A 14,209-nucleotide genomic window follows, 5' to 3' on the forward strand; every position below is an offset into this window, starting at 1 on the left:
CTGCAAGTCTTATTTTTTTTAACATGAGCATATTATTCTGATTTTCCCGTTCAGGCATTGGCCTTTCTTCTGGAATCACAACAAGATATTATATATGTTCTTGATTTATTTAGATTCTGATCTTCCAATAATACATAAAAATAATTTTCTACTGAATTACTTATTATACTTATTTTAATTAGAGAACCATCATATTCAATAAATTTATACCAGCTTTTTCCAAAATCTTTTGAATACATCAACAGGCTTTTATTTGGAACAATATGACAATATAAACTTGCCCAAATTATATCATTTTTTAAATACAGCATTCTGAATACTGCAGATTTTCTATAAGGATCAGGGATAACCCTTGCATTAATTTTGCGAAAATCATCAGTAGATACAATAAAATTTGTCCCTAAGTAATAATCAGTTCCGAGTATAATCTTTTCTTTCGTTTCAACCAAACTAGTATATCCCCCTTTTTGAATATGAAATCTATTCAATCTATACCATCCAAATTTTTCACTTCTATCTTCCAATAATTCATTAGAAGGCCTTAAAATCCAAATCCCTTTTTTATTATCACCTTCTGTAAGTACTACACATTTTAGACGTTCTACCCATTTAAGTACATGAATATGTTTATTAATATAATTTTTTAAAAAATCAATATTTTCCCATTTCTCTCCATGGTCATCAGACCAATAGATATGACCAGCAAAAACCCATTTATTATTCCTTTTAGTATTTGCATACTCTCCTATCAGTATTTGATTATTACCTATTTCAGTAATTGTTTCAAATAAGAATCTGCTTTCTACTGAAGAAAAGCATAAGACTTCTCTGAATTTCATTCCTCGATCATCAGACTTAAGCACTACTCCCCCACAACACACAAAAATATTTTCCTTACTGTCAATAAAAATTCCCTCAATAATCTTTTTAAAATCAAAACATTCAACAAGCTCGTTATGCTTATTTTTAAAAAATAATTTTGAAGGGCTATTAGACTTTGATCCCCACACCTCATTATTCTTATCAAAATATACCAATTTAAAATCAATCGAACTTTCATAAAAATTTTCATTATAAATAGCATCCAAGAAATCTACACCACCTTTTATTTCCAGATCGGCTTTCTCATTATTGAATGTCAATTGTTTCATTTTATTTTTAAAAAAAATCCATGAGATTTCCCAGATAAAAAATGAAAAAAGTTCTTCTGTTTTATTCGATTTGATCACTTCATAAACGAATGGAAAAAAATTTCTCAAGTTTACTTTTGAATATTTTTTAGTTATCATTTTTACCGATAATTAAAGCCAACCACGAGATTTGTTTCGCAATAGGTATTCTCATTAAAATTTTATCCACCTTGTTTATTATAGTCTTTAAAAATTTAAATCCAGATATGTATAATAACGGACCAAAAATATGATAGGTTTTAAAGGTGTCTATGAAAAAAAAATCACCTATATGATTAACAGACTTTAAACTTAAATGATTCCAAGGGTATGATTGATATTCAAATTTCTTCAGCTTTAAATAAGCACGCCCAAACTTTGTGATTGGATTATTTTTAAGATTTTCAATAAAAATAACACAGCCTCCCTCTTTTAAAATTCTTTTACATTCAGTAAAAAAGGGTTCGTGATCAACATATTGTAATACACTACTTGAAAAAATAACATCAAATGAATCTTCTGGAAAAGGAAGAGAACCTTCGTAACAAAAATTAATAAAATTGATTTCCGGATGTTTTATCTTCGCATCAGTAATTCTCTCATTATCCATATCCATCCCTGTGACTTCATATCCGGATTTGTAAAAAACCTGCGATAATTCCCCATAACCACATCCAAAATCTAAAACAGTTTTATACCCCTTCCCATGTTTTTCCAAAAATTCTGAAATCTCATTAATAAAAGGGGAAATATAGTAAAGCTTATATTCATCGCCTACGAATTTATAAAACTGATCTTTAAACGAGCTTATCATGATTAATTAGTTTTCACAAATATAACAATAAAAAAAAGCGCATTACATTGTACAAATTGTAACATCAACTATAAATAATACACGTAAACATGTATTTAAAATACGTTTAAAACAATACCACTTCACATATGAAAATTTTCCAGATCATTAGCAATGCAATACCCTCTCAGCTGGAACGAGCTGTTCAGGAAATACTGAAAGATTTAAAAAAATAAGAATTAAAAATACTGCTCTTATTTTTTGCACATATTTTGCTTGATAGGATTAATAATTCTATAAAGCAAAATGCCTTACCTATCTAAGATTTATTTAAAAGATAATCATCCGCAAGACTTTCCTTTCAGCCTGCCTTTTATACGTAATGGTTTAGATATAAGGCTAAAAAGCAATGTTACTTTTTTCGTTGGTGAAAATGGAATTGGAAAATCTACTCTGCTTGAAGCAATTGCAGACAAATGTAATTTCAATGTGGCCGGCGGAAACCGCAATCACAATTACGACTTTCATAAAACAGAATCCATGCTGTCAGAGTATCTTACCCTTTCCTGGCACCATAAGACTTCTCAAGGTTTTTTCATGAGGGCTGAAAGTTTTTTCAACTTTGCTACTTATATTGATGAAGTGGCTGAAGAAGATCAAAGAGTTCTGGAAGCATATGGAGGAAAATCTTTACACCAACAGTCTCACGGTGAAGCTTTTTTATCATTATTCCATAACCATTTCCAACATGGTATTTATATTCTTGATGAACCGGAAGCCGCTTTATCACCACAGAGACAACTTTCTTTACTATCTATTATTCATAAATTAGAAAAAACAGGAAGGGCTCAGTTTATAATTTCAAGCCACTCACCGATATTAATGAGCTATCCAACTGCTGAAATTTATTTACTTGATGATAAAATTCAAAAAATTCATTATAAAGAAACAGAGCACTACCAGCTAACAAAGAATTTTTTGGAAGCTCCAGAGCGGTATTTTCAACACTTATTTGAAGACCTCTAGATTTAAATAGAAATTTTCAGAAAATATTTCTTATTGAATTTCAATGCATTTAGTTAAAAATCACCCAGAACACAGGATAAAACTTGCTTGGTACAGATATTCCTATTATATTTGCACCACTTAAAACAAAGGAAATTCCTCCTTAGCTCAGTTGGTTAGAGCATCTGACTGTTAATCAGAGGGTCGCTGGTTCGAGCCCAGCAGGAGGAGCAAAAAGACTTACAGAAATGTAGGTCTTTTTTTATTGATAAATCACAGCAAATGAACATCCTGATAATTCATAATTATCAATACGTTCCAATTGTTATTAATTCCCTGATTATTATCCTTATAAGTGTTGAAATTTCTCTATTAATTTTAACAAACGCATATATAATTTTCGTTACATTTGCCGTTTAATAAAGTAGAATAAAAATATTTTATTTTTTACCCATTTTTTTTAATAAACTGCACACTTTTTGTTTATGCTAATTGCCTGAAGAAACGAATGATGTTAAACAATAACTCCCAAAAACACTATCTTTTATTTTTTTTCCTGATTCTATCCAGTTCCGTATGTGCTCAAAACCGGGCCAGCGGCAAGGTAGTTGACGAAAAAAACAACAAAGAACTCACTAAGGTTGATATTTTTATCAACAATAGCAAAACCCCTTCCCTGACGACAACTTCAGGTAGCTTCACCGTTCAGTCAGACAGCATCATTCATCACTTAAAGTTTTCCAGAAAAAATTACACCGCAGAAACGCTTGATATTACCCCTGAAAATGCTGAAAATATTTTCGTACAGCTATCCCAGGCTAAAGTAAGTGACATCCAGGAGATTGTCCTTCAAAGCGGAAAAACCAAATACAAGAACAAAAAAGAAAACCCTGCTTATGCTATCATGCAAAAAGTATGGGCGCAAAAAAGAAATAATGGGTTAGAAAAATTTGACACCTATTCCTACAAAGAATACGAAAAAACCCAATTTGATCTTAACAATCTGGACAGCGCTTTCATGAAGAAAAAGATTTTCAATAAATTGGATTTCATTTTCGATTATGCTGACTCTACAGCGAGTGGAAGGCTGGGACTTCCCATCTTTTTGAATGAAGCCGTTTATGAAAATTTTGGTAAAAACAGACCAGACAAGGACAGCAAAAGAACATTAATTGCCCAAAAGACCTCAGGTTTCCAGGACAATCAGGTAATTACGGTTTCAGCTAAAAACCTGTATCGTGATATCAATATTTACGACAATACCCTGAATTATTTCGATATAGGATTCCAAAGTCCTGTGGGAACAGACGGATTCAGTACCTATGATTACAATCTTATGGACACCATTACTATTCGTGGTGAGAAAGCTTTTCAGATAAGATATCAGCCTAAGAGAAAAGACATCCTTGCCTTCCAGGGAAATCTTTATATAGATACAGATACCTATGCCGTTTTAGGAGCGACATTAAAGTCAACTCAAAAGATCAATGTAAATTTCGTCAACAGTGTTTATACGCAAGTGGAATATGACAATCCTGATGAAACCACTTTTCTTCCTAAAAAGCTGATTACTGAATTTGAAATGAGTCCTTTTTCAAAAAAGAAAGGATCCAAAAGCATCATAGCCAAAAGATCGGTAGATTATTCTGAGTATGAATTCAATAAACCTCTTGATCCAAAAGTATTCAAACGCACGGAAGAGGAATATGAAGACCAGTTTACGAATAAAGATGATGCATACTGGACCAAAGCGAGACCTGACACTTTATCCAAGGCAGAACAGGGTGTTTATAGCATGCTTGATCAGCTTCAGCAGACCCCAAAATTCAACCGAATGGTAAAACTGTTTGAAACCCTTGGTTCACGGTATTACAACGCCTTTAAAGGAATAGATATTGGTCCTATCTTCTCTATTTACGGAAGAAATGAAGTGGAAGGAGACCGAATAAGATTAGGAGCAAGAACCTATTTCGGATTGAATGACACCTGGAGAGCTCAGTTTTATACAGCTTATGGTTTCAAAGATCAACAGTTTAAATATGGGGTGGAGGCAAGATATATGTTCAACAAGCTTAACCGCTTTATGATTGGAGCAGGAACCAGCAGAGATATCGTTCAGCTTGGAGGGCAGCTTACTTCTGGTGATGGTGTTGTTCCAAAATCTTCATCTTCCAGTACCTTTTTTGCAAGAGGAGAAAACATTTCTTTAAGTTCTGTAAACAAAACAAGTTTTTTTGCTGCTATTGAACCATGGAAAAACTTTCAGATAAGAGTAGATGGAGTGATGCAAAGCATTAAATCTGCCATTCCTGAGAAATTCAACCTTATGTATTATAAGGACGGACAGCTAAGACAGACCGTTAATGATTCTCATGTTACCATCAGTTTAATTGCAAAACCTGGAGCTAAATTTTCTCAAACCGGAATTGACCGTTACCAAGCCAGAAACCTGGCTCCAACCATTGTTTTAAGATATACAAGAGGTATTGAAGGCCTTTTTAATGCAGATTTCAACTATGACAAGCTTCAGTTCATGGTTTATAAGCCATTTTTAATTGGAAGTATGGGAAAACTGGTAGTGAATTTTGAGGCAGGAAAAAACTTCAGTACAGTTCCTCTGGCACTACAGAATATCATTCCGGCCAACCTTTCCTATGGTTTGGTACCGAATACCTTCTCTCAGCTTAACTATTATGAGTTCGTGACTGATGCTTATACAACACTTCAGCTGGAGCATCATTTTAACGGTAAGATCCTTTCTTATATTCCTTTGATTAAAAAACTAAAATTCCGAGAGGTTGCATTTATCAGAGGAGCCTATGGAACGCTAAGTGATGCTTCAAAGGCAATCAACGTGGAAGGTTTTAAATATTCTGCACCAAGTGAACATATTTATTATGAATACGGATTCGGGATTGAAAATATAGGAATCGGAAACCTCAGAATTTTCAGGGTAGATTTCAACTGGAGAGGAAATTATCTTGACAGACCGGATATTTCAAAATTCGGTGTCAAAGCAGGATTCCAGGTAGGATTTTAAACAGAAACAATATAAAATAGGTTCGGCGGCTTCTTTGAAGCCGCCGAACTTTTATTTTCAACTTTATATAAAGTAATTAAAAGCACTCACAAGGCTCTTCTACATCAAGCAGACAGCGCATTTTCTGCTCCGGCGTCATTCCACACCAGATATCACATGATCTGATAGGTTTTGGCGGGCATAGCGCTAAAGTTCCACCTCCATTAATTTCTCTTAGGTTCTTCTTTGTTAGTTTTCTTAAATTTTTCATGATTATAATTAGTTTTATTTGTTGCCTACTCTCTCTGCTTTTCGGCTTCCGCAATGATTTTTATTTGATTACGGACAAATATATAATTATTTCACTACTATAGGATATTATTTAAGTTTTTTAACTTAATATAAAAGTGATTCCAATTTAAAGGTTCAGCTCAACAAAATCCTAAAAAAAAAGAATTATTCAAAACATTCTGAACATGGCTGAGAAAGCATACAGTGAGATTTTTGCCATGGTGACCATCTGCACCATTCATCACAGGACTGAAACATAGAAGGACAGACTGCCGCCACTCCTCCGGTTATTTCTTTTAAACACTTCTTGGTTAATTTCTTTAGATTTTTCATAGCTATTTTGTTTTAATGTACACCTACTCTTTATGCTTTTCGGTCTTCGCAACTGACTCATAACTGAGTAGTTAACAAATATAAAAATATTTCACAAACAATTGAATATATTGAAAACAATGTTATAATTAATAGAGCAAAAAAAGCCTCAGCAAATGCTGAGGCTTTAATTTTTATAAAACGCGTAAAAATTATGCGTTTGGTTCTACAGATACAAAAGATCTGTTGTTTGCTTTCTTTCTGAAAACTACTTTACCATCTACTAATGCAAACAAAGTGTGATCTTTACCGATTCCCACGTTATCACCTGGGTGGTGTTGAGTACCTCTTTGTCTAACAATAATATTTCCGGCAATAGCTGCTTGTCCTCCGAAAATCTTCACACCTAATCTTTTAGAGTGAGACTCTCTACCGTTCTTGGAACTACCGACTCCTTTCTTGTGTGCCATTTTATTACTGGATTATTTATTAAGTGCTTTAAATTGATCGATATTCTTAATGATAGCAGCATCTACTTCTTCATGAGTAAGAATATTCTTTTCTAATTCCACTTTAACTGCTTTACCTAAAGTAATTAAAGTTTCTCTGTTCTCTTTAGACTGAGACAAGTTGTTTTTCTTTAAGTGATAGTTCAATTCGTGATCTTCACCAAAGTTAACAGTTGCGTTGTCAGAAAGAACTTCACCTTTCACAGTTTCTTTTTTAGCAGCAGCTTTTTTAGCTCCTCCTTCAAAACCAGTAATACCAGTGATTACGATTTGAGTTAAAGATTGTCTGTGACCGTTTTTAACTTTGTAACCTTTTCTTCTTTTCTTTTTGAAAACGATTACTTTATCAGCTTTTACGTGGTCAAGGATCTCTGCTTCTACAGTGATTCCATTTACAGCTGGGGCGCCTACAGTGATTGCTCCGTTTACAGTAAGAAGAACTTTATCGAAAGAAACTTTTCCTCCTTTATCTCCTTTTAAACGGTTTACAAACAACTTCTGGTCTTGCTCAACTTTGTATTGAAGCCCTGCTATTTCTACAATTGCAAACATTGTTTATAAATTTTTAGTTATTTCGAGGTGCAAATATACAAATAAAATTCTAATTACCTTACAATCAAAGCAATGTTTTTTTAATATAAATTCTATTCACTATGCTTTGAATAATTTTTAACAATAAAGTACTCACACTTAAGAGATAATTTCATACCTTCGTTTTACCAAATTGAATTTATATATGAAAAGAAACTTTAATCTCTGCTTAGTAGCAGGCGCAATTGCTGTTGCATCATTGACAGCATGTAGTGATGACCAAATGGACAATAATGTTCAACCTCAACAAGATGCACTGAGTGCAAAAATTGATCAGCCCGGAGATCTTGAAAAAATCTGTTACTATGTTGACAACAACTGGAGTAACAATTCTGTTTTAGTAACTGGACTTCAGAACGCGACGGACACCAATTTTATGAATTCACAAATGACTAAAATTGCAAGTTTATGGGGAAGAAGTAATCCTACTTTGAGATTTGTGAATGATGCATCCAATTTCAACTCAACGTATAATGCGATTTCCTACTCTACAGGAAAGATCTATTACGGATATGCGATCTATTATGATGCAAAAGCAAAAGGAGGTGACATCGTAAATGCAATGATCCTTGCTCATGAGTATGGACACCAGCTGCAGTACATTTTTGGACTTCCTTCTGTGAACGAAAATACTGCCAGACCAAACGAGCTGGAAGCTGATGGTTTTGCAGGATACTATTTGAGAAGACCTAACGGGTACAATAAAACAAGCTTCCCGGAAATTGCAGCGGCGTACGAGTTTGCACAAAGCATTGGAGATTATCAGACTAACAGCCCTGGACACCACGGAACACCTGCACAGAGAAGATCAGCAGTACGTTTAGGATTCCTGTTAGGACAATATGATCTTAATGCATCCAATTTCGATTATAACTTCTTCTATTATTATCAGGGAGTTTTGAACGGAACTTATAAGATGGCAAAAAACACAGTGAATCCTGAAATTGATGCCTACATGAGTCAATACATTGATGAGCTGAAAAAAATTCAGTCTGGAGAAATTTCTGCAGAAGAGTTTAAAAACCTTAAATAAACGAGAACATTCATTTTTAGCATATTTAAGAAAGGAGGCGGACAGTATGTTCCGCCCCTTTTTTGTTTTAAGCAACCTTTTTCTAGCTTATAAAATCATTTTGTTTGTATTTTTGAAAAAAATTGAATGATCTGTTGAGATATTTTTTATTTCTTTTTAAACATTCATTTTTGGACTTATAAGTAAAACAAATAACAATAAGAACTTCCAAGCAATCTATAATGAACAGAGATCTCTATATTGATTTCGCCAAAGGGCTGGCAACACTTTCCATCATATTTATCCATACAGCTTTCTGGTCTGGACAGTTTTATATTCCCGCAGAAGTAAGGGTCTTCTCTCTCGTTTTTGATGTAGCCCTCTTTTATGCACTCAGCGGCATTACATCAGGAGCTAATATTGAAAAAACATTATACCGTCTCCTGAAGCTGCAGATCACCTATATGATCTTCGTAACCCTGCTGTTCTTTTTAGATTACTTTTTTAAAGTATTTGGATTAAGTTTCTTTTCGATGGAATGGCTCCAAAGTTTTTATTCCACATTTGGATCTAAATATTCTGCTATCAGCATTTCAACAACTCCTCAATGGGAAAACCTGGGGAACTGGTATCTTCATCAATATACCAATGCTGATACATTTCCAGTCGTTATGGGAAGTTTCTGGTATCTTAAAGTTTATTATGTTCTCACTGTTTTCGGTGTTCTTATTCTGAGATTTTTCCCAAAGCACATCAACTGGTTCATTGGACTCTGCATTGCTTTAACATTATTATTCAACATCTTCCCGGAGTATTACCCAACAGGACAGGTGGGATATGTCGCTTTTTACCTTGCTGTCTTTTTAATCGGAAACAAAATGCGTGGAAAAAAAATCCCTTCCAAAGCAATTCCTGTACTATATGCACTTGTTGGAGCAGCTCTTATATGGATGTTCTGGTATTATGGCGGTGACATTTTTTATAAGATCAATAAAAATAAATTTCCACCCAAGATTCCTTATATCATCTGGGCATTGTTCTCTCTGGTAACATTATTTGTTTTCTATAACCGATTGAAGATCACAAAAGAAAGCCTTATCACCCATATCGGAAAGAATGCCATTTTCTTCTACTTTGCACAAGGAATCAGCTCATCACTGGTTTATTTCCTGGTGGTTCCTTTGAAAGAGAATATGCCATGGTGGATTCTGATGCTCTTCATTTATATCCTAAATATTATTCTTGCTTTCATTATAGCTGCAGGATTAAAAAAAGTGGATGCTCTGGGATGGCAAATCTTAGAGTTTTTAAGAAAAAAAACAGCATCTTAACAGATTAGCAGCCAATTTGAAATAAAATAATCTTTATTATCGCAATTTATTTTAATTTTACAAAAAATTCAAAACATGTTTAAGTTGAAACTTCCTACCGATCCAAGGTGGGCAAATATTGCAGAAGGAAACATAGGAGAAATTTTAACGGATCATGCGTGGTGCGAACAGAAAGCCACAACAAATGCCATCAGTTTAATCAATATGCTCCCCGAACATCCGGAAATCGTCACAGAACTTATTGCCATTGCGCAGGAAGAGCTTGACCATTTCAGCCAGGTTCACGAAATTATCAAAAAAAGGGGATTTGTTTTCGGAAAAGCCAGAAAAGATGATTACGTCAATGAACTGGCTAAGTTTGTTGTTCAGGGAAGCAGAGAAGATCTGATTGTTGACAAACTGCTTTTCGCAGCGATGATTGAAGCAAGAAGCTGTGAAAGATTCAAAGTTCTTACCGAAAACATTAAGGATGAAGAGCTTAAAACTTTTTATAAAGAATTAATGATCTCAGAAGCTAATCACTATACCACTTTCATTGGTTTCGCAAGACAGTTGGGTGATATCGAAAAGGTAAACCAACGTTGGGAAGAATGGCTGGAATATGAAGCCAAGATTATTAAATCCTACGGAAATAAAGAATCCATCCACGGTTAAAATAAAATAGTAAAGAATATACATTGAAGAAGCCAAGCTTTGAAAATATCGCCAATTTATTCCTGAAAAACTTTTTTCAGGGACTGGTTATTATTGGTCCTATCGGGCTTACTATTTTTGTAATCTGGTATATTGTAAGTGCAATTGACAATCTTGTTCCTTCACTTGCCAAGCAGATTCCTGGGCTTGTTTTTGTATCAATCATATTATTCACTGCTATTTTAGGATATCTGGGAAATAAATTCGTGGTCGGAAGATTCTTTTTCGATACCATGGACAGCTTACTGGAGAAAACTCCGGGAGTAAAACATATTTACACTCCTACGAAAGACGTGATGTCTTCATTCGTAGGTGACAAGAAAAAATTCAACGATCCTGTATGGGTAAAAACCAATGAAAATCCGGAAATCTGGAGAATCGGCTTTTTAACCCAAAAAGAAATGTCGGACGTTGACAAGCATAATTACGTTGCGGTATACCTTCCCCACTCGTACGCCATCTCGGGCTGGGTAATTGTTACTGAAGAAAAAAACATCAAACCTGTAGTGGGAATGACAGCGGCTTCTGCAATGAAGTTCGCAGTGAGTGGCGGTGTAGCCGGATTCCATTCTGATGAAAATATATTTAAGGCTCCGGAATAATCCTTTTTCCGTCTTATTTATACATTGATGAATTTTGAAAATTATTTTCAAGCACATTTTCTTTACAAACAATTTAAAACATAATTTAACTCATGAATTTACCGTACGCGGAGCCTTTCCGCATTAAAATGGTGGAAGAAATCTATCAATCCACCAGAGAAGAAAGAGAGCAATGGCTTAAAGAAGCTAATTATAACCTTTTCAATTTAAGATCTTCACATGTCTATATTGACCTGCTTACCGATTCAGGAACCGGAGCAATGTCTGATAGACAATGGTCTGCTTTGATGACAGGAGATGAAAGCTACGCCGGATCCCGTTCTTTTGAACAATTACAGAAAACTGTTGAAACAATTACAGGATTTAAATATTTATTACCAACACACCAGGGAAGAGCTGCGGAAAATGTTCTTTTCTCGGTATTGGTAAAAGAAGGTGATGTAGTTCCCGGAAACTCTCATTTTGACACTACAAAAGGACATATCGAAATCAGAAAGGCACATGCTATCGACTGTACAATAGATGAAGCTTTTGACATTAATGATCTTCACCCTTTCAAAGGAAACATCAACCTTGAAAAACTGGAAGACGTTTATAAAAGCCATCCGAAAGAAAGCATCCCTTTCTGCCTAATTACGATTACTTGTAACTCTTCAGGAGGGCAGCCCGTTTCTTTGGAAAATATGAAAGCTGTAAAAGCACTTTCTGACCAATATGGAATTCCTGTATTCTTTGATTCTGCGAGATTTGCAGAGAATGCTTACTTCATCAAAAAAAGAGAAGCAGGACAGGAAAACAGAAGCATTAAAGAAATCTGTAAGGAAATTTTCTCTTACGGAGATGGGATGACAATGAGTTCTAAAAAAGATGGTTTAGTAAATATCGGAGGATTCATTGCTTTGAATAATGAAGATATTTTCAGAAAAGCATCCAACTTTACGATTATCTACGAAGGATTTATTACCTACGGAGGAATGGCTGGAAGAGATATGGCTGCATTAGCTGTAGGTCTTGATGAAGCTACTGAGTTTGCTTATCTTGAAAGCAGAATTTCTCAGGTTGAATATCTGGGTAATAAACTGATTGAATACGGAATCCCGGTTCAGAAACCAATCGGAGGACATGCAGTATTCATTGATTCTTTAAACTTCCTTCCGAATGTTTCCCGTGAAGAATATCCGGCACAGACATTAGGACTTGAAATTTATAAAGAAGCAGGGATCAGAACTGTAGAAATCGGGACATTATTGGCCGACAGAGATCCTGCAACAAGAGAAAACCGTTATCCGAAGTTAGAATTGGTACGTCTGGCAATTCCTAGAAGAACCTATACCAATAACCACATGGATTATATTGCTGCTGCGATCAAGAACGTTTATGAAAGACGTGACGAAATAGCAAAAGGATACAAGATCACCTGGGAACCGGAAATCTTAAGACACTTTACCGTTCAGCTTGAAAAAGCTTAATCATAAAACCGGAATTTTTTTCCGGTTTTTTTTTGCATTAACGTTCAAAAGTTTCCTATTACAAGGATAACCTTATTTCTTATATATTCAAAAAAACCAAACACAACTCATTTAAAATCAATCAGATATTTAAATTTATAGATAAATATAAATCAAGCATATTTATTTATCACATAATAATACATTATGCTTTCTATTTTATTTTTCAGAAAACAAAAATCAAATTAACCCATTTTTTGAAATAGTGAATGTTTTTAATTTTAATTTTGTATCCATCTGATGAAACAGATGTAAAAATACTTGAGAACCAACCTGAAAAATCCGTTATTCCGAAAATGAAGAAAATTGCTGTCGTGGGCGCCGGTATCTCCGGCTTAAGCATGGCGAATTACTTAGAAAAATACAAGATTGATTATCACATTTATGAAAGAAGAAAAAAGAAAGATCTGGCAGGTCATGGTTTTCTCATTCCACAGGAAGGCATGGAATACCTTTACCAGATCCTTAATCCTGATCTTCTTCTTCAGCAAGGAAACTTTTTAACAAAATATATACAATACTCTCATACAGGAAAAGTACTTGCAGAGAAGCAACTGAACAATGTTTTTGCTATTTCAAGACATTCATTAATAGATCTGTTGTCCCAAAATATTTCTCCTGAAAGAATAACCTATGAACAAACCATCATCCCTAATGATAAGCAGAATGGAAAACTGAAACTTTCGGACGGAACAGATATTGAGGCAGACATTGCTGTTATTTCTGATGGGTCTAAAAGCCGCATCAGAAGCAGCCTTTTTAAAGATGAAACCATGAAGCTGGTCAGAGAAAGCGAAGTGGTTAATATCATTCAGGATAAGGAAATTGCGGATTCTATTGAAAATGATTTTATAAAATTCCATCATGATGAAGGCGGACTTACTTTTGGAATTCTTAAACTTTCTGCTGACACCATTCTTTGGTATTCACAGTTTGATAATGAAAAATACATGATCAATGAATGTTCTGCTGAGAACTTAAGGAAATATATGCTTGAAGTTTTTGAAAACTGGCATCCTTTAGTCCCTGAAATCATACAGAAATCAAATTATAAAAATGTACATTTATGGAATGTTTATGAACTGGAAAAACTGAATCCTTTTTATAAAGATAACATTGTATTCATCGGAGATGCAGCCCATCCATTAATCCCGTTTACGAGCCAGGGAGTAACCTCAGCATTGAAAGACTCTTTTACATTAACGAAATATTTAGTTGAAGAGCAAAATAAAACAGAAGCCTTCAGAAAATATGAAAACCAGAGGAAGCCTGAAATTGAGGTTCATATCAACAACGGAAGAACATTGCTCAATCAGTTCCTTCTCCCTCTCAGTCAACAATCAGAAAATATTTTACCCATATCCTATAAATAAA

Annotated in this window: 14 protein-coding genes and 1 tRNA gene; 9 read left to right on the forward strand and 6 right to left on the reverse strand. The window is 34.3% G+C overall.

Going from position 1 to position 14,209, the window contains the following annotated elements:
• Positions 1-50 precede the first annotated feature (50 nt).
• The gene (locus AC57AW_RS01050; RefSeq protein WP_496350514.1) at positions 51-1,289 is read right to left on the reverse strand and encodes a beta propeller repeat protein; all 1,239 of its coding nucleotides are present in this window, start codon (positions 1,287-1,289) and stop codon (positions 51-53) included.
• Entirely contained in the window at positions 1,279-1,983 is a 705-nt protein-coding gene (locus AC57AW_RS01055) for a class I SAM-dependent methyltransferase (RefSeq protein WP_496350515.1), read from the reverse strand. The genes AC57AW_RS01050 and AC57AW_RS01055 overlap by 11 nt, the downstream gene beginning before the upstream one ends.
• A 285-nt stretch (positions 1,984-2,268) precedes the next feature.
• Between AC57AW_RS01055 and AC57AW_RS01060 the strand changes: the two genes are divergently transcribed.
• The 3 genes from AC57AW_RS01060 to AC57AW_RS01070 all read left to right on the forward strand — a co-directional run bounded on the left by AC57AW_RS01060 (position 2,269) and on the right by AC57AW_RS01070 (position 6,007).
• Positions 2,269-2,988, forward strand: coding sequence for an AAA family ATPase (locus AC57AW_RS01060; RefSeq protein WP_496350516.1), 720 nt, complete (start codon positions 2,269-2,271; stop codon positions 2,986-2,988).
• Positions 2,989-3,124: 136 nt separating this feature from the next.
• A tRNA-Asn gene (locus tag AC57AW_RS01065) sits at positions 3,125-3,198 on the forward strand.
• A 277-nt stretch (positions 3,199-3,475) separates the two neighbouring features.
• The gene (locus tag AC57AW_RS01070) at positions 3,476-6,007 is read left to right on the forward strand and encodes a DUF5686 family protein (RefSeq protein WP_496350517.1); all 2,532 of its coding nucleotides are present in this window, start codon (positions 3,476-3,478) and stop codon (positions 6,005-6,007) included.
• Between the two features lie 76 nt (positions 6,008-6,083).
• Here the strand turns inward: AC57AW_RS01070 and AC57AW_RS01075 are convergent, their stop codons facing one another.
• The 4 genes from AC57AW_RS01075 to rplU form a co-directional block, all read right to left on the reverse strand.
• Positions 6,084-6,257 (reverse strand): bacteriocin-like protein, encoded by a 174-nt coding sequence (locus AC57AW_RS01075; RefSeq protein WP_496350518.1) that lies wholly within the window; start codon positions 6,255-6,257, stop codon positions 6,084-6,086.
• A gap of 185 nt (positions 6,258-6,442) precedes the next feature.
• Positions 6,443-6,610: a bacteriocin-like protein gene (locus AC57AW_RS01080; protein WP_496350519.1), complete on the reverse strand. Its 168-nt coding sequence runs from the start codon at positions 6,608-6,610 to the stop codon at positions 6,443-6,445.
• Between the two features lie 191 nt (positions 6,611-6,801).
• On the reverse strand, positions 6,802-7,059 hold the full coding sequence (rpmA, locus tag AC57AW_RS01085) for a 50S ribosomal protein L27 (RefSeq protein ID WP_027372929.1): 258 nt from the start codon (positions 7,057-7,059) through the stop codon (positions 6,802-6,804).
• Positions 7,060-7,071: 12 nt separating this feature from the next.
• On the reverse strand, positions 7,072-7,650 hold the full coding sequence (gene rplU / locus AC57AW_RS01090) for a 50S ribosomal protein L21 (protein ID WP_076597840.1): 579 nt from the start codon (positions 7,648-7,650) through the stop codon (positions 7,072-7,074).
• Between the two features lie 184 nt (positions 7,651-7,834).
• Between rplU and AC57AW_RS01095 the strand changes: the two genes are divergently transcribed.
• The 6 genes from AC57AW_RS01095 (at position 7,835) to AC57AW_RS01120 (ending at position 14,208) form a co-directional block, all read left to right on the forward strand.
• On the forward strand, positions 7,835-8,722 hold the full coding sequence (locus tag AC57AW_RS01095; protein WP_318848511.1) for a neutral zinc metallopeptidase: 888 nt from the start codon (positions 7,835-7,837) through the stop codon (positions 8,720-8,722).
• 221 nt (positions 8,723-8,943) lie between these two features.
• A complete protein-coding gene (locus AC57AW_RS01100; RefSeq protein WP_496350520.1) occupies positions 8,944-10,032 on the forward strand; it encodes an acyltransferase family protein in 1,089 nt (362 codons plus the stop codon).
• Between the two features lie 75 nt (positions 10,033-10,107).
• The gene (locus AC57AW_RS01105; RefSeq protein ID WP_318848513.1) at positions 10,108-10,686 is read left to right on the forward strand and encodes a MiaE family protein; all 579 of its coding nucleotides are present in this window, start codon (positions 10,108-10,110) and stop codon (positions 10,684-10,686) included.
• A 23-nt stretch (positions 10,687-10,709) separates the two neighbouring features.
• A complete protein-coding gene (locus AC57AW_RS01110; RefSeq protein WP_047377240.1) occupies positions 10,710-11,327 on the forward strand; it encodes a DUF502 domain-containing protein in 618 nt (205 codons plus the stop codon).
• Positions 11,328-11,419: 92 nt separating this feature from the next.
• Positions 11,420-12,796 carry a tryptophanase TnaA gene (gene tnaA / locus AC57AW_RS01115; RefSeq protein WP_496350521.1) on the forward strand — a complete coding sequence of 459 codons (1,377 nt, stop codon included), beginning with the start codon at positions 11,420-11,422 and terminating at the stop codon, positions 12,794-12,796.
• A gap of 248 nt (positions 12,797-13,044) precedes the next feature.
• Positions 13,045-14,208 carry an FAD-dependent monooxygenase gene (locus tag AC57AW_RS01120; RefSeq protein WP_496350522.1) on the forward strand — a complete coding sequence of 388 codons (1,164 nt, stop codon included), beginning with the start codon at positions 13,045-13,047 and terminating at the stop codon, positions 14,206-14,208.
• The last annotated feature ends 1 nt before the right edge of the window (position 14,209 follow it).

It is taken from the genome of Chryseobacterium sp. BGA-UO-ETr-SB22 (assembly GCF_059567885.1).